At 36.0% G+C, this 19,540-nt stretch carries 18 protein-coding genes; 10 read left to right on the top strand and 8 right to left on the bottom strand.

Annotated features, from left to right (window positions below; translation table 11 throughout):
- Positions 1–68: 68 nt before the first annotated feature.
- From B3C94_RS23365 to uxuA, 4 genes are all read right to left on the bottom strand, one after another.
- Positions 69–632, bottom strand: a complete 564-nt coding sequence (locus B3C94_RS23365; RefSeq protein WP_293908321.1) for an RNA polymerase sigma-70 factor — start codon at positions 630–632, stop codon at positions 69–71.
- A gap of 446 nt (positions 633–1,078) precedes the next feature.
- Positions 1,079–1,948 (bottom strand): AraC family transcriptional regulator, encoded by an 870-nt coding sequence (locus B3C94_RS23370; protein ID WP_293908322.1) that lies wholly within the window; start codon positions 1,946–1,948, stop codon positions 1,079–1,081.
- 178 nt (positions 1,949–2,126) lie between these two features.
- Positions 2,127–2,942, bottom strand: coding sequence for an SDR family oxidoreductase (locus B3C94_RS23375; protein WP_293908323.1), 816 nt, complete (start codon positions 2,940–2,942; stop codon positions 2,127–2,129).
- Between the two features lie 9 nt (positions 2,943–2,951).
- Positions 2,952–4,127 (bottom strand): mannonate dehydratase, encoded by a 1,176-nt coding sequence (gene uxuA, locus B3C94_RS23380; RefSeq protein ID WP_293908324.1) that lies wholly within the window; start codon positions 4,125–4,127, stop codon positions 2,952–2,954.
- 383 nt (positions 4,128–4,510) lie between these two features.
- Here uxuA and B3C94_RS23385 point away from each other — a divergent pair, with 383 nt between their 5' ends.
- The 4 genes from B3C94_RS23385 (at position 4,511) to B3C94_RS23400 (ending at position 7,120) form a co-directional block, all read left to right on the top strand.
- The gene (locus B3C94_RS23385) at positions 4,511–5,131 is read left to right on the top strand and encodes a hypothetical protein (protein WP_293908325.1); all 621 of its coding nucleotides are present in this window, start codon (positions 4,511–4,513) and stop codon (positions 5,129–5,131) included.
- A gap of 671 nt (positions 5,132–5,802) precedes the next feature.
- Positions 5,803–6,339: an antirestriction protein ArdA gene (locus B3C94_RS23390; RefSeq protein ID WP_293908326.1), complete on the top strand. Its 537-nt coding sequence runs from the start codon at positions 5,803–5,805 to the stop codon at positions 6,337–6,339.
- A 122-nt stretch (positions 6,340–6,461) separates the two neighbouring features.
- The gene (locus B3C94_RS23395; protein WP_293908327.1) at positions 6,462–6,809 is read left to right on the top strand and encodes a hypothetical protein; all 348 of its coding nucleotides are present in this window, start codon (positions 6,462–6,464) and stop codon (positions 6,807–6,809) included.
- A 41-nt stretch (positions 6,810–6,850) separates the two neighbouring features.
- Positions 6,851–7,120, top strand: coding sequence for a hypothetical protein (locus B3C94_RS23400; protein WP_293908328.1), 270 nt, complete (start codon positions 6,851–6,853; stop codon positions 7,118–7,120).
- 303 nt (positions 7,121–7,423) lie between these two features.
- Here the strand turns inward: B3C94_RS23400 and B3C94_RS23405 are convergent, their stop codons facing one another.
- A complete protein-coding gene (locus B3C94_RS23405; RefSeq protein WP_112375678.1) occupies positions 7,424–7,843 on the bottom strand; it encodes a helix-turn-helix domain-containing protein in 420 nt (139 codons plus the stop codon).
- Positions 7,844–8,527: 684 nt separating this feature from the next.
- On the opposite strand from B3C94_RS23405, the gene B3C94_RS23410 reads away from it, so the two are divergent.
- Genes B3C94_RS23410 through B3C94_RS23425 form a run of 4 tightly spaced genes read left to right on the top strand, consistent with a single transcriptional unit; the run spans position 8,528 to position 14,872 of the window.
- Complete coding sequence (locus B3C94_RS23410) at positions 8,528–8,899, top strand: hypothetical protein (RefSeq protein WP_293908329.1); 372 nt, start codon at positions 8,528–8,530, stop codon at positions 8,897–8,899.
- A 4-nt stretch (positions 8,900–8,903) separates the two neighbouring features.
- Positions 8,904–10,295: a TlpA family protein disulfide reductase gene (locus B3C94_RS23415; protein WP_293908330.1), complete on the top strand. Its 1,392-nt coding sequence runs from the start codon at positions 8,904–8,906 to the stop codon at positions 10,293–10,295.
- A gap of 9 nt (positions 10,296–10,304) precedes the next feature.
- Complete coding sequence (locus B3C94_RS23420) at positions 10,305–13,502, top strand: SusC/RagA family TonB-linked outer membrane protein (RefSeq protein ID WP_293908331.1); 3,198 nt, start codon at positions 10,305–10,307, stop codon at positions 13,500–13,502.
- 11 nt (positions 13,503–13,513) lie between these two features.
- Entirely contained in the window at positions 13,514–14,872 is a 1,359-nt protein-coding gene (locus B3C94_RS23425) for a RagB/SusD family nutrient uptake outer membrane protein (protein WP_293908332.1), read from the top strand.
- 41 nt (positions 14,873–14,913) lie between these two features.
- On the opposite strand, the gene B3C94_RS23430 is transcribed toward B3C94_RS23425, so the two are convergent.
- From B3C94_RS23430 to B3C94_RS23440, 3 genes are all read right to left on the bottom strand, one after another.
- Positions 14,914–15,231 (bottom strand): hypothetical protein, encoded by a 318-nt coding sequence (locus tag B3C94_RS23430; protein ID WP_293908333.1) that lies wholly within the window; start codon positions 15,229–15,231, stop codon positions 14,914–14,916.
- Between the two features lie 169 nt (positions 15,232–15,400).
- Positions 15,401–15,976: a MauE/DoxX family redox-associated membrane protein gene (locus B3C94_RS23435; protein ID WP_293908334.1), complete on the bottom strand. Its 576-nt coding sequence runs from the start codon at positions 15,974–15,976 to the stop codon at positions 15,401–15,403.
- A 157-nt stretch (positions 15,977–16,133) separates the two neighbouring features.
- Entirely contained in the window at positions 16,134–17,102 is a 969-nt protein-coding gene (locus tag B3C94_RS23440; protein ID WP_293908335.1) for a helix-turn-helix transcriptional regulator, read from the bottom strand.
- Between the two features lie 517 nt (positions 17,103–17,619).
- On the opposite strand from B3C94_RS23440, the gene B3C94_RS23445 reads away from it, so the two are divergent.
- Together B3C94_RS23445 and B3C94_RS23450 are read left to right on the top strand one after the other, a co-directional pair.
- On the top strand, positions 17,620–18,594 hold the full coding sequence (locus B3C94_RS23445; RefSeq protein ID WP_293908336.1) for a hypothetical protein: 975 nt from the start codon (positions 17,620–17,622) through the stop codon (positions 18,592–18,594).
- Between the two features lie 112 nt (positions 18,595–18,706).
- A partial coding sequence (locus B3C94_RS23450; RefSeq protein ID WP_293908337.1) for a hypothetical protein occupies positions 18,707–19,540 on the top strand: 834 nt, incomplete at its 3' end.

A 19,540-nucleotide genomic window follows, 5' to 3' on the forward strand; every position in this document is an offset into this window, starting at 1 on the left:
TTCGCTACCCTTATAGACACCAAAAAATGAAAAGGTATTACAATTATTTTTAAATAATCTAGATAATATTAAATAATGGCTGGAGCGAATAAAATGACCAAGTAGGATAGGTGCTGTTTGCCAATCTTTAGGCGTATCGTTTTATAGGCACGTGATACTTGAACTTTTACTGTATTGACGGATATGCCAAGTTGCGCGGCGATAGCGGCATGTCGCATCTGTTGGTAATGCGCCATTTTAAAAATTTGTCGATTCTTTTCAGGTAGGCTTTCGATAATGCGATCTATTTCATCGAGAAGTTTGCTATGCTCTTCTTCCTTTTCCTCAATCCATTTCGCGTCTAGGGAAGGGGAGCTAATTTCCGGATGTTCGGATATATCTGTGTATTGCATTCCCCGGGACTGTTGGCGGAGCTGATTTAATGCCATCAAATAGACGGCTCTGCTACTATAAGTACGAAAGCTGTGGACTATAGCTATTTTATCTCGATGCTGCCAAAGCCGCATAAAGAAATTTTGTACGATATCCTCAGCTTTATCATGACTTTTAACGATAGGGTAGGCCGTGGCGCACAACTCTCCATAATGGGCGTGAAAGAGTTGTTTAAAATGTTCTTCGTCGGCAATGAGCATGGGTTTGCTTATTTATAATAATTCTAAATAATATGCAAGTATACACGTTAAAAATTAGAAAAGCAAACGTAAGTTATCAGATAGAAATAGCAACAACCACTTATTTTTTCAATATTTTTGAGTTCTGAGTATTCAAAAAACAAATTTTAAACCTTATTAAACGTTATTTCTGGTTTTAGAGGGCTGGGAACTCTTAAAAGTTTGTATATTAAAATCTTTGTTGAGATAGTGTATGTCAAGCTTTTAATACAGCATAAAAACGCTTGAATCTGGGAGATCCAAGCATTTTAACCAATTATAAACCTAAATTATGAATTTAAACTATTGCACTTTTTGTGCCAGTTTAATTAGTATGACAAAAATGCAGTATTGTTTCTCGAATTCGACTATTCTAATAAATATGTAGAGGCTCAAAAACAGTAGATAGCTGTCATCTGTTCCTTTTCTTAAAAAATATTATTTTTTTTTAATATAATAGCTTTGTATGCTGTAGGAGTGTATCCAACGTACTTTTTAAATGTACGATTAAAATGGGCTATAGTATCAAAACCACAATCTGTACTTATTTGAAGTATTTGAAAATCGCTTAGAGCTAGTAGTTTACATGCATGGGTAATCCTTATTTCAGAAATATATCTTTTAAAGGACTTCCCTGTTTTTATTTTGAAAAAGCGACAAAATGCGGCCGGATTCATATTAGATATGAATGCGATTTTATCTAGTGTAATATTTTTTGTGTAATTTTCGTCTATATATGAAAGAACCTTTTCAATACGGGATGCTGATCCTTTGTACTTATTATTTGTTTTTGATGTTTTAATAATTGGTTCTAATTCCAATTCTGTTAACTCCTTAAACAGCATAAGTATTGAAATGAGCTGTACTAAACCCTGTTGCTCTGGTATTGTATCTAAAAGATCAACAAGTTTTTTATTTGAGTTTTTTATATGGATGCCATAAGCAGAAATCTCAAATACATTCTTGATTTTAATTAAATGGGGGTAATTAGTAATAGAATAATGCATAAAATCCATTTCTAATTGAATTATAGTACCTTTAACTTCTAGTTTTTTTTCATCAAAATAATATTCACTGTCACTTTTTAAGTAATGAGGAAGGTTTGGGCCAAGTATAATTATATCTCCTTCTTCAAATCGTTTTATGCTCGTACCTACAAAAAGGGACCCTTTACCCTTTTTTATGTAGATAAACTCATATTGTGGATGAAAATGCCACGGGTAGGTAAAGTATTTATAGTTGAAAAGACGTGCTTTGACAGGGAAATCTTTTGAAATAGGGAGCGGTTCATTAATCATGGTATCTAGTTATAGTATTTAGATGACCATATAAAAATAAATAAAATTCAAATGTATATCTATAAATTTTGCTGTTTGTAATGCCCACTCGTAATTATTCTATTTTATTGAATATTGGAAATAGGCGGTCCTAATATTTGACCGCCTTTGTAAAATTATTAGTTATTAAAAACTAGAATTAAATGCCGCTAAATGAGCTAAATCCCCCGTCTATCGGAATAACTGAACCTGTCATAAAGCTTGCTGCTTCACTCAATAGAAAATGTATGCCACCGTTTAGTTCAGAAAGATCCCCAAATCTGTTCATTGGAGTTTTGGCAAGAACTTTTTTGCTTCTTTCTGTTAAGCTACCATCAGGATTGATTAATACATTCCTATTTTGATTACCTATGAAAAAGCCTGGGGCAATCGCATTAACCCTTATTTTGTCACTAAATTTTTGAGCCATTTCCATTGCCATCCATTGCGTGAAATTTGCAATCCCTGACTTGGCGACGGAATATCCTAATACGCGTGATATTGCAGAATAGGTTGCCATAGAGGTAATATTAATGATATTTCCTTTTTTTTGTTTGGCTATTACCTTTCCAAAAATTAGCGTGGGAAATACTGTGCCATTTAGATTCAGGTCAACAACATTATCCCAATCTTCAAAATTTAAATCAAAAATTGATTGGTCAGGCTTTATTGTCGCAGCGGGAATGTTTCCCCCAGCAACATTTATTAAAGCATCAATTTTGCCATATTTTTTTACTATCCTATCTTTAACATCATTTAAAGCAGAAGGACTTAATACGTCACACTGGAAAAAGTCTACCTTATTCCCCTTTTCTTTTATATCATTACTTATTAAAATGGATTTTTCTTCGTCTCTTCCTAGAATTATCGGTAAAGCCCCCTCAGAGGACAAATATTTAGTTATACTGCCACCTAATGTCCCATAACCACCAGTTATTAAAACGACCTGATTCTGGATATTAAAAATATTATTCATACTATTTTGTTAAATTATTTTTTGTGTATGTTTAATTGTTTCTATTACACCGTGTAAATGAGCAAATGCCAACATCCTTCCGTGAAATGAATATCCTGGATTATAATTTATATTTTCGTCTCCTAGTATAACTTTTCCATGATCAGGACGCATTGGCAAATTTGGATTCATGGATTGAAATATTTTTATCAAATCTATAACCTTTCCTCTACCTTTTAGGTGATCGGCCTCTATGAAATCTCCGTCATTAAGAATTTCGGTACTTCTCAAATGAAGAAACTTGGTTCTGTGTGCAAATTTTTTCGCTAAATGGATTACGTCATTGTTGACACTAGCACTTAATGAGCCACTACAGAAGGTCAGCCCATTATATTTATTATCTACAGCATCAAGAACCCAACTAATATCCTCTTCATTAGAAACTATCCTAGGTAATCCAAATAAGGAAAATGGAGGATCGTCAGGATGAATGCACATTGATATTTCATATTTCTCACATGTGGGAATTATTTTATTTAAAAAGTATTTTAGATTAGCTCTAAGCTGCTCTTTATCTATATTTTCATATTTTGATAGTAGGTCTTTAAATTTATTTAAAGGGGCCAAATCATTTGAAGAAATATTCCCATTAATAAAACCTTGGGTTTTTACAATTATCGTGTCGATAAGTTTTTCAATTTCATTATTACTTATTGAATTAGCTAAGTTTTCAACAGCTTTTAATTCCTTTATACTATAATCTAACTCTGCATTGCTTCTTTTGAGAATATGGATATCGAAGTATGCAAATTTAGCTTTGTCAAAGTATAGGGTATAACTTCCATCAAATAACTTAAATAGAAGATCGGTTCTAGCCCAGTCTAATACTGGCATAAAGTTGTAGCATACTGTCTTTATACCTGCTTCTCCTAAATTCTCGAGACTCTTAATATAATTTTCAATGATAAAATCTCTTTCTTTACTACCTAGTTTAATTTGTTCACTTACAGGTAGACTCTCAACAACAGACCACTTTAATCCCTTTGATTCAATGTATCTTTTGGTATCCAGGATTTGTTCTTTACTCCATATTTCTCCGTTTGGAATCTCATGTAAAGCTGTAACTATTCCTTCAACTCCTATTTGTTTTAGCATCTCTAACTTTATAAGATCGTTTTTACCAAACCATCTCCATGTCTTTTCCATATTTGAATTTGTTTGTCATCTTACAATATTATGATTTAGGTTTAAATATGTGTATGTCAATTTTTGCTATGTATTAACATTAATTTGCTATTTTCAAAAATTTAAGATTTATCCTCAATGGCTGATCGTTCCTTTTTTTTACGAAGCATTCCCCCAGTTAACGAGATTATTATTATGATTTACTTAATATCTTATCATTATCTTTTCTTTCTCCATAAAATTGAATATTAGCTTTATTTGAGTACTTTAGAGGTTTTTTGCTATATTAATTAGCAGATTAAATTGGTTATAGAATTAAGTTAAACGAATATTTTTAGTGAACCTTGCATATTATTTTAACAACATATATCTTTAATTAGATAAATAAACCTTAATGTTTTAGTATGGAAAAAAATATATCTTTAAAGATGCTTACTGCTGCTGCAGTTTTATGCTTTTTTTATTCTTGTTCTCAATCACGTGAAGATAAATATATAGGCTTTTGGATAGAAGATGGGAAAGAACATTCCGAGCTGCTTGAAATAAAAAAAGAAGGAGATAAATTATATCTCAATAGCAAGGATATTGAAGCACCCGCTACTTACAATAAAGAGGATAAAACACTTAAAACCCAAATTACAAATGGAGTAGCTTCTGTGGATATTTTGATGAATCTCTTGGATGATCCTGATAAAATGAAAATGAGTATCGGGAATAAGGGCGCAGACTTTTCGAGAGTTTCCAAAGAAAAAGCCGAAGAGTATAGGAAAGCTTATGACGCTTATTATGATCCCGCGTTTTTTGAAGGGGAATGGAAAAGTGAGGTTGAACTGGAAAAACCTCTAAAAATTATCAAAGACGGTGATGCTTATTTTTATATTGATGGTTTTCAGGCCAAACGGAAGTTAGTTTACGACAATAAGAAGCACTTACTGATCGGTAATATAGGCATAACTACAATCACAATCCAAAGAAGCGGTGAAGAAGAAATAACTGCGTATGGTAAAAAATACCAAAAAATATAATCATAAATATCAAATTGTTCCCCCATTTTATGGGGGAACAAAACTATTAGCAATATGTAATCATTCGTAGTTGCCAAATAACTTGCCTTTGTTTTTCCTAAATGAAAATAGAGTTTCTTACGCTTTGATGGCAGATCTTAGTTACTTAAATACATTTTAAAATACCGCGTATTAAGTGTGTTTCTCATTCTTAAGCCCCTCACTTCTTATATAACTTAAATAATTCTAAGGGGCATATCGCCCAGATCCTAATCACTTCAAATTGGAATAATAAGTATTAGTCCTTTTTTATTTCTGTTCCAAGGCAATTCCCATTTACTTCCACTAATGCCGTCAAGGTCCGATATGCTTTCTTTGATTCGTTTCAAGAACGAAGGTAAGTCGTGTTACGGATCCTAAAGGTCAAAGCGAGTTTTGAAAAAATAATCTCCAGCCCTTTGGGTAGTATTTTTTTTCCAAAAACCTTAAGACTCCTAAACACTAACCTTCTTCCGTTCGTGAAAACGAAGCAAAAGCATACTCCGGCTCTTTAGACGAATAAAAAAAATGTCAGCTATGAGAATTAAAACGCATTGGAAACAGAACAAAAAAGAAAACGAAAGCAAGCACCTCCTCTCATTGCCGAATAAATCTAAAAAAATCCATTCACGAACCATTAAAACATTAAAGACATGCTACATCAATTAAATATCTCAGAAGCTCGAGTTTATGTTGGAACTTTTCATAAGTATAATACAGGATCACTATATGGCAAATGGCTTGAATTGTCAGATTATTATGACATAGAGGAGTTTTACGAGGCATGTAAGGAACTTCACGCAGATGAAGAATATCCAGAATTCATGTATCAAGATTATGAGAACATCCCCGAAGACCTTATTAATGAATACGGTATTAGTGCAAATATTTTTGATGTTCTTGGCGCATTAGAGCGTATGGATCAAGATCAAAGAGAGCCATTCTTTATTTGGTGTGATAACCGTAGTAGGAACTTAGCAAAAGAAGAAATTTATGACCTAATATCTCGCTTTGAAGAAGACTATCAAGGTGAATACGATGATGAGGAGGATTTTGCAAGGGTGATAGTGGGAGAGCTATATGACCTCCCCTCAATTGCCAAACAATATTTTGACTACGAGGCATTTGCAAGGAATCTTTTCATGACTGACTACTGGTTTGATGATGGCTATGTCTTCCGTGAATCATAACTAAATTTTTCAATCAGGCGATCCGATCTTGGGCCGCCTAAAAAATTCAAAAAGATGAAAACACGAATAATAAAAGTAATATAGGCGTACTGACATTTAAAAAGTTCGATGAGAATGTTCTGTTGAATTCCAGTTTCGGTATTGAAGAGCTATTCAAAATAATCCTTCATGATAAAGACTTTGTCCGGTTCGAGATCTTCGACAAAAACAAAAACTTACTACTGACAACAAGTCAATGTGATGACGCATCGAATGTAGTGGTTATCCGCCTAGCGAAGGTATACCGAGATGAAGAGATTAAGTGGACAAATTTCAATGCATATCGTACGCACATGTATATCTATGGTAAAAAGATAAAATGGAAGGTAAACGATAGGGTATTCAAAACGAAGAAATCAGCCGTAGATTTTGCTGAATTTACGAATAGAAATATTGCAGCGATCATAGAAAGATTCGTTGATCGAGACTAACTGCAAAACATCCTAAAAACAAATTTATAAATCAGAAAATCATGAGTAAACAAAATTTTTCAATAGAAAGTGTCTTATTTGGTATAGAAAATATCAAAGGTCCAATAGAGTTGGTTCAATTTTCAAATCGCTTAGCATCACATGAAGGTATTATGTCTTTTAACAGAATGGCTATTGTAAAATTCTCAAACCCCCAAATAAATAAAGCCCTTCCAAACGGTGTGCCTACAGATGAGACTTTGTTAATAGCTAATGAGATAGGTCCCTACTTGGATATTTTATTAGAAGTGGAAAAAGTTGCTGCAGAATAGCAACAGCACATTTCCCTGATGGTGAATTTTATATACATGACGAGTATCGACATACTATACTTCTAAATAAACTTAGCGATAAGCAAATCAAAGATCTATTCAATGTCGTTCGTGAAGATCCTTCCATTATTCAACCAAAGGCAATTTTTACAGAATTATAGGCATTTAAAAAGGGAGAATTATATTATTTTATAATTCTCCCTTTTTAAATAAAAGAAAAGGCCCCTGCAATTTCGTACAGAGACCAGGTTCTCAAGTTTTTGTTTATTTTTTTATAAAATTCCTATATAAATCTGTAAAAATTTATGCTTCTTTAATGCTTCTCACATTTGAATTTTCACTGTCTTCATTCGAAGATGATTTAAGATTTAAAAGTTCAGCGCGAAGCTTAGCAATTTCGTCGTCTTTTGACGAGAGAATACCCTTAAAAACATTGACAATTTCTTCAACGGGATGAATATTATAGTTATTAACTTGATCATTCAGTATATTGTTGTTAATAATTGCATTTTCATCAAAACCTTTAATGGCTTCAACACTGGCTTGCAATACTTCAGAAACTTTCTTTAATTGTTCCTCACTTATTTCTTTTTTATTCTCCATTTTAGATACATTTTGTTGGGCAATTCCTAATTCCTTAGCAAAAGTTTCCTGTTTCATTCCTCTCAATAAACGAATTTTTCGGATATTTTGACCTATATGTTTTTTAGCAATATTGTACATAACAAAGGAAAAATTGTATTACGAATATACTAAAAATTTAAGATAAAATAATTCATTATTTTATCTTGTAAGGTGTATTTTACATCTTCTTTAACCCTACTAATTATTAACGCTTTAATTATCTTTGATCAATATTCCCAACGGAAAAATGGAATATTATAGAAAAATAGACTAAATTTAAGCACTTAATTATAAAATAATAGGTGCTTATACGAGCCTCGCACAACAAATCTGACAAATTTCCCAGCGAGTGTGAGTAGTGTTACCTGACCCTATATTTCAATAGGGTCGGTACCTGCTTATGTTCTAATGGGGAGCCCTTCCTTGAGAGGGTTGGCTTTGTCAGAGCCGGTTGCATTAGACTTTGTGGGACCGGCCCTATTGTTTTTTGTAGCAAGAATAATTTTGTTTGAGAGGCTCACTAAAATAGTGAGCAGATGAAAAAACAATTATTTAAGAATATTATTAGATCCCCTGAATAATCTGTCCGAATAGCCGGCAATGTTTGGCTTAAATAGCTATTGGGTGCAAATTACCAATAATAAACACCTTGTGAATTCCACTTCAACGCCCTCTAGCTTTCCAATCAATAAATTTTATTAAATGCAGGTTTGGCTTAAAAAATAACTGATTCATTCAGAATGGAATAGCTATGCCCCAAACTTGCGGTTAATTATCTGAATAATGATGCCTAATTATAACTTTTTGATCCAATTTGACTTGGAACTCTATGAGATTCATCGAACAGGATACGATCCTATTAGAAATGTTAAAGACTTTTGGGAGCGGTATACCTTAAGAGCAGTTCAAGAATACATTGCAGAAGCATTGCAACCTGACACTAGTAAAGAGGAAAAAGTGAGATGTAATCCCAAATTGGCTGCATTTTACATCCATCTATTCAGGGCACTTATAGCATATATCGTGATGCATACATCTGAAATTCATTTGGATAAAGTCTCAATTTCAGTGGCCCCGCAGCAAAAAGAGTTAGAGATAATTAAGAGAATCTCTGATTTCTTCCAACGTGTATCCCAACCTAATACAAAATCCTAGAATTATGAAAAAAATAAAATTACTATCAAACAGCAGCATACCGCTAGATATTCAAATTATTAAGATTACAACATTTTTAATCTTGTATACTTTAGTTTCTATGTTTAGTTTATCAGCTCAGACGCCCCGCAAGGACAGCGGGGCGGATGGGCTTCTAATTAAACCGTTGAAAGTGGGAGATACTATCCCTGAGTCACTTTGGATCCTTCCTACGGAGGTAGTCAATCATGCTACTGGTAAGACTACGAACTCCCTGCAAGAATATAGAACCAAGAAACTAATCATCCTTGATTTCTGGGCAACATGGTGCACGGCTTGTATCAAGGGCTTTCCAAAGATACAAGCGCTAAATGCTGAGTTTGCGAAGAACATCATTATACTGCCAGTGTCAGATGAAAACAAGCAGCTGACAGACAAATTTTTTCAAGGTGTAGGTCAAGAATACCAATCCCTCACCTCCGTTATCAATGACACTGTCCTCAACAGATTATTTCCTCATCGCGGTATTCCATATTATGTTTGGATCCGAGATAATAAAGTCATCGCTACCACAGATGGATTTGAAATTACCGCCGAAAATATAGAAAAAGCAATCTCTTCCACAGAAAATCAGATCGAGTCAACAAAGAAAATCGATCGAAAAATCCGTCCGCTTCTACAGTCGTCTCTGGTGGATTCGACCATGAATGTGCAGGCTTATTCCATTTTTATCAACGGGTATACCCGAGGTATGTCAGCAGGCTCATTTGCTCGATATACCCCACTGGGAAAGGTCTATGGTCGCCAGTTTGCAAACTTACCTCTGAAAGATTTGTATTTTGGTATTGCAACCCATCTTTTTAAAAAGAAAGATCTGCATTTCTATAGCAAACTCCTGTCCATCGAATGTGCTGATCCCAGCCTTCTTGATACTGATCCGACAGCGGCCTTAGCGCTATCTTCCCCTAAAACGTATAGCTACGAATTGAATGTACCATTCAATAAGACAGACTCGCTCTATGAATTTATGCTAGCAGATCTGAATCGCTACACAAACTTTGTGGCGATAATAGAGAAAAGAAATTTAAAATGCTGGGTACTCAAAAAGTATGCTGAAAGTGATAAACTGAAAAGCGGTGCTGGAACCAGTGAGTCATCCTTTAAAAATGGCGCAATACTGTTGCACAATGTGCCGCTCACTTATTTGCTTAATCACCTCAATGCGCTAAAGTCTTTTAAGGAATATTTTGTAGATGATTCTGGAATAGAATATCCAATAGATATTGATCTCCATGACAAATCTAGTATAGAAGCCTTGAATAATGGACTTCACCAATATGGTCTGATGCTGGTCAATGAGATTAGACCAGTAGAAGTTATGGTTATACGCGATAAACAAATGTCAATTAAACAATAATCTAGAAAAATGAAAAAACTATTCTTAATCATACCTATGCTCCTGATCCTTTCTGCGTTTGCATCGGCTCAGGACCGTATTACGGGCTATATCCTCGATAGACAGTCGAAACAGCCTTTAGTAGCGGTGAACGTAACAATAGAGAAAGGCAAATCCAGTACAACTGATCGTAATGGATTATTTGAGATCGTAGTTGAACATAAAGAAGCCCAGCTTTCATTTTCCCACATCGGATACAAATCTTACGTACTGAACATAGTTTTACCGATAAAGCAACCGCTTGAAATTATTTTGGAAGCGAACACCAATCAATTGGATGAGGTTGAAGTCACTACAGGGTATCAGCGTATGCCAAAAGAAAGGGCAACGGGCTCATTTGCCTATGTCGGGAAAAAGCAGCTCGATAAAATGGTGACGACAAATATTTTGGAAAGGTTGCCAATGATGGCCAATGGGGTGATGATGGAACAGGGGACTTCATCCGAGGGAAACTTGATGGTTCGCGGTCTCAGCACGATTAAAGGTCCCAAATCGCCACTGATCGTTGTCGATAATTTTCCCTACGAAGGAAGTATCAATAACATCAATCCAAATATTGTTGAAAGTATCACAGTGCTTAAAGATGCTGCCGCAGCTTCTATATGGGGAGCCCGTGCCGCCAATGGGGTTATCGTTATCACTACAAAAAATGCCCGAGCAAATCAGCCCACCCGCATTGATCTCAAATCTGCCCTGACAATAGGCAGGAAACCTGACTTGGATTATATTAAGCTTATTTCAAGCAGTGATTTTATTGATGTAGAGACCGAACTTTTTAAGCGTGGATTTTACGATGCTGATTATTCTTCTACCAATATGCCGGTATTGTCTCCAGTGGTAGAGCTATTTTTTAAAGAGAAAAATGGCGATATAGGTGCAGACGTAGTTTCTGCGGAGCTAAATCGTTTACGGGGGATAGATTCAAGACAGCATTATAGAACCTATATGTATAAGCCGCTGGTCAATCAGCAATATTTTCTGAATATATCGGGTGGATTGGATAAATATGCGTGGACCAGCGGTATAGGATACGATGCGAATAGTGGCAACCTGGATGAAAAATATAAGCGATTGAACCTTAGGTTTCAGCAGGTCTGGCAACCGATATCTGCTTTAAAGTGGCTATCATCGATCTACTTAACAAAGGGACACACACACTCGGGGAGACTTGGCTTAGGCGCTGTCTCTTTAAAAAATAATGGTGCTCCGCCTTATCTGGAATTTGCAGATCGTCAAGGGAATGTGCTACCGGTATATACGGGCTATAATCAGGATTTTAAAAGTTCTTTTGGCGATAAATTACAAGATTGGAACTACTATCCCTTAAACGATTGGCAGCATGACTATAGCACGTCTTCGCAGACTGAGATCATACTATCAACAGGTATACAATATGAACTTTTCAAGGGGGGCAATCTGGATATTAAATACCAATACCAGCAGGTGGACGGTATAGCCGATAATATGCACGATCAGGATAGCTATTATAGTCGTGATTATGTCAATCGATTTGCCCAGTTAAAATCGGATGGTAGCTACGATTATAAGATTCCGGTAGGTGCGATCTTGGATCGAACAAATAACCAAAATCGGACACATAATTTAAGAGGGCAGTTTAATTTTGACCGTTCTTGGGAGCAGCACCAATTGACCCTGCTGTTGGGAGGTGAATTCAGGAAATCTAAGTCGACCTACGAATCTAATCGCTATTATGGTTATAATAAAAATAACCTGACACTGGCCTTGATTGACTATGTGAATACTTATCCAAGTTTGATCAATGGGGCTGCTACCTACATACAGAACGGTACTTCGATGGATGAAAGGAATACCAATTTCGTTTCATTCTTTGCCAATGGGGCCTATACCTGGAAAGGGCGATATATACTTTCTGCGAGTGCGCGGCGTGATGCGAGTAATCTATTTGGCTTAAAGACCAACGATCAATGGAATCCTTTCTGGTCGGCTGGTATAGCTTGGATTCTTTCAAAAGAGCAGTTTTATCAGGTAGACTGGCTGCCATCCTTAAAGTTGCGTACAACCTATGGATTTAGTGGCAATATCGACCCATCTATGGTAGCTGTGACGACAATTGCTTTTGATGGTACAGCGTCACGTTATACAGGGGGGAGGACCGCGCGCTTTGATAATTACTACAATCCGAGTCTACGCTGGGAAACATCCAAGATGTTAAATCTTGCCGTTGACTTTAATACCAAAAATGATCGTCTATCGGGTTCCATCGAGTACTTTATTAAAAATGGAGAAAATCTATTTGGTACTTCTCCGATAGATTATACCAAAGGCATTTCTACATCCATGTTGTTCAATGTGGCCAGCATGAAAGGGGATGGGGTGGATGTTGATCTCAACGCCGTATGGCTAAATAAGAAACTGAAATGGAATACCAAATTGAATATGAATTACTACAGGGATAAAATCAAAGAGTATTACATGTCCAATCGGACAGGTAGCTATTATATCGGTGCTGGGTCGGTGCCGATCTCTGGGGCCGAAGGGAAGCCTGTTTATTCAATTTTTGCCTATAAATGGGCGGGTTTGGACCCAAATACAGGTGATCCGCAGGGCTGGTTTGATGGACAAAAAAGTAAAAATTATGCCAGCATGATGGGGGCTGCCACTACAGTAGATCAGTTACAGTATTTCGGTTCTGCTATTCCGACGATTTATGGCGCTATGACCAATTCATTTTCTTATAAGGGATTTGGTTTGGATATCGCCCTGATGTACAAGTTTGGCTATTGGTTCCGTCGGGAGTCGATAAACTATAATGATCTTTTTTACAACCTCAATGGGCATGCGGATTATGCCAAACGCTGGCAGAAGTCAGGGGATGAACGATCAACGGATGTGCCATCAAATATTTGGGCAACAAATTCGAGTAGAGATAGCTTTTATAAAGGATCGACTGTGCTCGTCGAAAAGGGCGATCACATTCGTCTGCAATACATTAATCTCAATTATACCCTCAACGGTTTTAAAATGGGGCGTCTTCCTTTCCAATCCATCCAGTTTTATGCAATTGCCAATAATCTCGGGCTCCTTTGGAAAGCAAATAAAAAAGGAATAGATCCCGATTTTAATATGGGTAAATATGGCCTTAAAACACCGTCGGTTTATACCATCGGGTTGAATGCAAACTTTTAAATCCAGAAAACATGAATAATTTAACTTTTCAATATAGAACCATCATCATTTTTTGCCTATTACTAATGTGCGGATGCAATAAGTTGTTGGATGAAAAATCCGATCTCAAATTGTCTACGCCGGAGTCGGTACAAGACTTTCAGGCTTTACTGGACCGTGTTACGGATGTCAATACCAATTATGCCGGAAGTGGAGAAGTCTGTTCGGACAATTACTACTTGACTGATGTAGGGTATGCCGGATTAAAAAACGAAGAGGACAAAAGATTATACACTTGGCAGCCGGATCACGTTGCCCTGAGTGGTACTTCTGGCAATGACTGGCGCTATTGCTACAGGACAATCTATAGTGCCAATTCGGTTATCTATGGTGTTGAGGATAAGCATCTAACCGGGGCAGATGATGTAAAAGGCCAGGCTCTGGCGATCCGGGCATCGCGCTACCTCGATGCCATGATTGTATGGGCACCGGTGTACAACAAAGCGACTGCAGATCGAGAACTAGGTGTACCGCTTCGATTGGATCCCGACATGAATCCTTCTTCAAAAAGGGCGAGTGTAAAGGCTTGTTTCGATCAGATAATTAAGGATCTCAATGAAGCGAAGGAACTGCTCCCCGCGAAGCCAATTTCGTTGACACGGGCTTCAAAGGGTTTCGCTTATGGCCTTTTGGCGCGGACCTATCTTTACATGGGAGATTATAAATTGGCCTTGATAAATGCATTGGAAGGGTTAAAGTACAATAATCTCCTGATCGATTACAATACGTTGAATGCAAATGATAAATTTCCGATCAAAGATATGAACGTGGAATTTGTCTTTTGGGGAACGATGCGCTTGGCCCCGCCGATAGGAGCTGCAATAGCATGTATACCAGCAGCACTCTTTGATCTTTATGAAGAAAATGATCTGAGAAAGCAAATGCTGTTTATTAAAAATGCAAACGGTACGATTGCCTTTCGAGGCGACTATACGGGGTCATCAAATGGTAAAATTATGGGTATAACTACTGCAGAAATATACTTGATTGCAGCGGAGAGTTATGCGCGAGAAGGGGATTTGATAAAAGCTGAAAAAATGATCGATAAGTTGCGGTCGAATCGTTGGAAAAAAGGGAGTTATGGCCCAGTGGACGATTTAGGGAAAGAGGAATTGATCACGTTGATTTTGCAGGAGCGTAGAAAGGAATTATTATTTAGGGGGCTGCGCTGGGGAGATCTTAAACGCCTCAACCGTGATGGAGCCAATATTACCTTAATTCGTAGTGTGGCAGGCACAAGTTATACACTTCCACCTAATGACAAACGATATGCTATTGCTATACCGGAGGATATTGTCGATTTATCGGGAATAAAGCAAAATGAAAGGTAAAAGAGAGGGACTACTGTCCCTCTCTTTTAATGTTAATTATTTTAAGGTTTACGATCAGTACTCATTTCAAGTACTTCTTCGTTTGATTTGTCAGCCAGTACCTGACCAATTGTTTGTCCTGTAGGAACGTCGATGTGGCATGGGCGATCTCCATTTGTCTGACACTCATTTGAAGAGTCTGTTGTGCTCCAATTGCTTGGATTTGCAAAATCTCCTTCATCTGTTTCTGTACTGTTGTAATAGTACGCTTGATTCTGAGTGTAATTTTGTTCCACTCCTGCTGAGGTCAATGTTGCCCCAGTTACTCCTGCAACGGCCAAAGCTGCTAAGGCCATTACATTAATTTTGAATTTTCTCATATGCATAGCATAGAATGTTTAGTGTTTAAAAATTGTATTAGTTTTTCTCTTTCTGACCCGTCATTAACACAGATCAAGGACGAGAAACCTTTGGTCTTTTGGCAGACGCGCCCTTCTGCCGAGCCAGCCTTGGGCTCAGCTTCCGATGTTGTAGCTGTTGCTAATTTTTTTATGAACCTAACCTCATCATCAATTTCCTCTGATGCGAAATCCTTATCTTTCTATCAAGCAGTAAGCCTACGATACATCCAATCGTGATCAGGCCATTGACCCAAAGATGTGCCTTCCAGCTGATCGGAAATTCTAGAATACAATCACAAGGTATACCGCCCCAGGTATCCCGCAAAGCAAGGATGACGTAGCCTGAAAAGACAAGCATCAACAAGAGTGTCAGCCAAAAACCGAATCTTTTTGTCCCTTCAAAAATAAAGAGGACACCTAAGGCTAATTCCACGGCTGGTAGGAGATATGACAGCATAACGCCATACTGATCTTCAAAGGGTTGTCTGATCATCGAAGCACGGAATTCGGTGTAGGTAAATACCTTCTTCGATCCAACATAGATCCACAGGCAAAGTAGGGCAAAAGTCAATAACTGCAAAACAAATTCCTGGGGATGCTTCTTGATGTATGAAGCCAAATAAATGAATTTACGTCTTAACCAACTAGGTGTCTTCATTATTTGAACTTCTTCTGAAATTGCAATTTCACTATTCTGAATATATTTTCCACTTCGTTCCATCATCTGTTTTTTTATCACTCATTAAGTTTGATAATGCTAAATTACAGTAATATGAACTAGACCGTTAGGTAGAAAGGGAAGTGCAAGGAGGTAGAAAAGTATATTTAATATCTCAGTCTATTTGATTAGAAATAAAACTTTAGTCATTGGTGGATTTTTTTTATTGTAACTGTTTAAAGTTTAAGGAAGTTAACCCCGTTTGCTTTTTAATAAAAGCATTCAATTCCGTTGTACTACTAAAACCACATTCTTCTGCAGTGGCCAACAGTTTGTCGTTACTGACAATTATAGACGCAATGTGGTCTAATAAAACTTGATGTCGGTAACTAATAAATTTACATCCGTAATGTTTTTTATGCTCGTCATTGAGATGATGCCTAGTTACTAAAAGTACCTCAGCAATATCAGATAATTTAACCTTAGCCCCCTGATGAAGAATCATAAGTTGTAATAAATTACGAGCTCGGTCTATCAGTATTTCATGCCCATCATCACGTAACTTAAATCGACTGAGTTGAATTAAAAAGATCATATGCTTTAAGATCAAATGCTCATTGTCTAGTATATTGGGGTTGATTCTGCTAAATAGCAATTTTAATTGACGTTTAGTGATTATACCTACACGAAAAGTGACACTAGTAATCGACCGTTTTGACTGCGCCTTTTTAGCGATTATCAAATCTTGCAAAAAGCTAAAGTGCCTATTGGCAGGTGGCCGAAATAGTCCTGCATCTAAAATAAAGCCGACCATAATATGATGCCCTTTAGGTATTTTTAACTTATACTCTCCCTTAGCGAGATAAAGATAAGCACCTCGTCCTTCCACAAAATCCATCACGAACTCTTGAGACCTATGGATTTGCCGTAGTGGTGAATTGCTCAATAAAGGATAGACAAGATGTAAATCACCCATAGAGGTGTACACGGGAATATTTTCTTCTTGATTCATCCAAAATTCGTAATAATAGAGATAGCCATACCGACCATCAAAAGTAAGCTCACTAATGCTATTGAATTGGGTTGTCCAATGCCTTTCATTCGCATTACGAATAGGATAGCTAACAGATTGTCTTGGCTGATCAACAGCTTGGTATGCTTGTGGCAAGGTGAAATAATAACTTCTTTCCATAAACTGATCTCTTTTAATTATTGAATAGGTTTAATGGTTTGGTTAACTGTTGTTTACTGATTAAACTGTCATTTTAATAAAATTTTAAAGAGTAGCCAAAAATAAATGTGTATAGGATTTGGGACCCTGTAAAAGGGTATTTAGATACTGTGAATTTTTAAGCATATGGGAATTTTTGATTCACAGGTCCACAGAAGCCATGTGTTCAAAAATGAATCTTTTGTCTTGTTTTTCTACCAAATTAGGCCTTGTGATCATACCGCTTTCATGGCCTGAAAGCAAAGTGACCAAACTGGGCAAGTTTGGTGCTGAGCGAAAACCAAAGATGATAAAGATAATGGAACAGCTTTTTAATGAAATGCAACAATTAGCTGATCAAGCACTTTATACATTTTCCAATTCGGAAACAATAAAGTTCATGATCGAATCTGCAGAAGAAAAATGTAGTCTATACTACTTATAAAATCTAATTGGTGATCCGGACACCTTATTTTTTAGCAATTTAAACAGATAAAACATGAATTTCTTTAATCAAAATATTAGTCAAAACTATGCGCCAACACATAACAAGCTATCTTTTAGTTCTGAAAGTTGGATTAGAGGGCTAAAATGCGCTTCTCTTTTTTATCAGTGGGAGCTTGTTAAAAACTACGAATCAGTTTTCAAATTATTAAAAATGTATCAGCATTGGTCTAGTCAGGAACGTCATCAGGTTAATGATTTGTTGTTAAAACGTCTTATTGATATTTGGCCATTTACTGATAGAACCATTCGAATATGGAGCTGTATGCATATCGGACCATATGGAATGATTGCTAGGGTCCTAATTGTGCTTGGATTCAAAGTAGCAGTGTTGCTTCGCTCAGATGTCTATGAAGAGCAAGTAGCTATATATAGAAAACAATTTAAACTTTCATTTGGAAAGGATGCTACAGAAAGTGAATTATTATTTATAAGATCAGACGTCGGAAATCCTCTATTACGTTTAAAGGACGCCATCTATAATGGGTTTCAAGTAGTTATATTTATCGACGGACAGCTTAGTAAAAATGAGCATGGAAAGGGATGGGGTAAAGTAAATCTTTATAATTCAGATTTAAATCTAAGAGAAGGTATTATGGGATTGAGTTATTGGACTCAAATTCCGATCACAAGTTTGTTTTTAACAATTGTCGGTAAAGAAATCAAATTTCGATATGTTCAAGATATCGCAGTGAAAGAGAAATTAGAATATCAAAGTGTTCTTGAAAATATTTTCGAACCTATCCATCGCCTCAAAATTGAAGAGCTTATTCAATGGGAATTTTTGCCAATTATATTTGATCATACTACTATAAAACAAGGATATGAAAATATCGGATCTAGTTTGTGGTTACCCTTGTATATGCAAAATAAAGAAATGCTTTTTGATATTACGACTGGTCGCTCAGTGTGGGTTGCTCAAAATGAATTTGAGATCATATCTGGTAAGTTTAGGGAGTTTTTTGAGTAATTAACTCTCTTTTATAAGAAACAAGTATTATTTTCTTTAAACTGTAAAATATTTTTTTTACTAATTTTATAGTTGTTGAAATTAATATTTGTTCTACATACCTAAACTTATAATGATAAAACAACGTCTTCTTAAACCATTATCAAGAGGTGTTCATTTCGCATTTTGGACAATTTATTTCATTTGGATCTCCGTAGTAAATATTTACAAATATGGTTGGGGACATACGTATGTTTTATTTGTTTTGTGTCCGATAATGTTATCAATCAGTTATTTAAACAGAGGATGGCTGCGTCAGCTACTGTTTAGAAAAATTGAAGTTCTACAAGTAAGTAAATTGCTAAGTTATTTTTTAGTCACTGCTTTTTGTGTTTATCTGGCATTATATGAGTTCCCAACAGAGCTCAGTAGAAAGGTTTTAAAAAATCCTCAATTTTTCAAGCTTGCAGATTTTGCTATAGATATCATAACGTTTTATTTAACCTTTGCGCTAAAGGGTGGATTAATATTGATCATGGAAATTTTATATAATGTTACGGTTAGCATATTCATTTATTTAGGGTTGGTTCGTTCAAACTTTAGGGAAGCCACAAAAGTAAAGGTCTTTCGTAATTGGATTACACATTTCATGGGTAATTTGACACAGAGTTTTGCGCGAGCGGTTAGAAAGAATCCGTCAAACTTTACACATGTAGACTCTTTGCTTAAAATCGAAGGTTATGCTTTGCGACAGTTGAATTTTCGTAATGACATCTTGGGAAATTTGCAAGATGAAATAAAATATCTAAGGTTGCTGATGGTTTTATATGATGAAAAAAATATTAAACTACAATTAGATATTGAGAATATTAACAGACGTATAATTCCGATGATGTTAATGAGCTTATATAAAAATATGGTAAAGCATGGAGATTTTAGCCATAGTTGTAAGTGTCCCAAAAACTCC

Origin of the sequence: Sphingobacterium sp. UBA5670 (genome assembly GCF_002420705.1) — a bacterium.
Classification (GTDB): domain Bacteria; phylum Bacteroidota; class Bacteroidia; order Sphingobacteriales; family Sphingobacteriaceae; genus Sphingobacterium.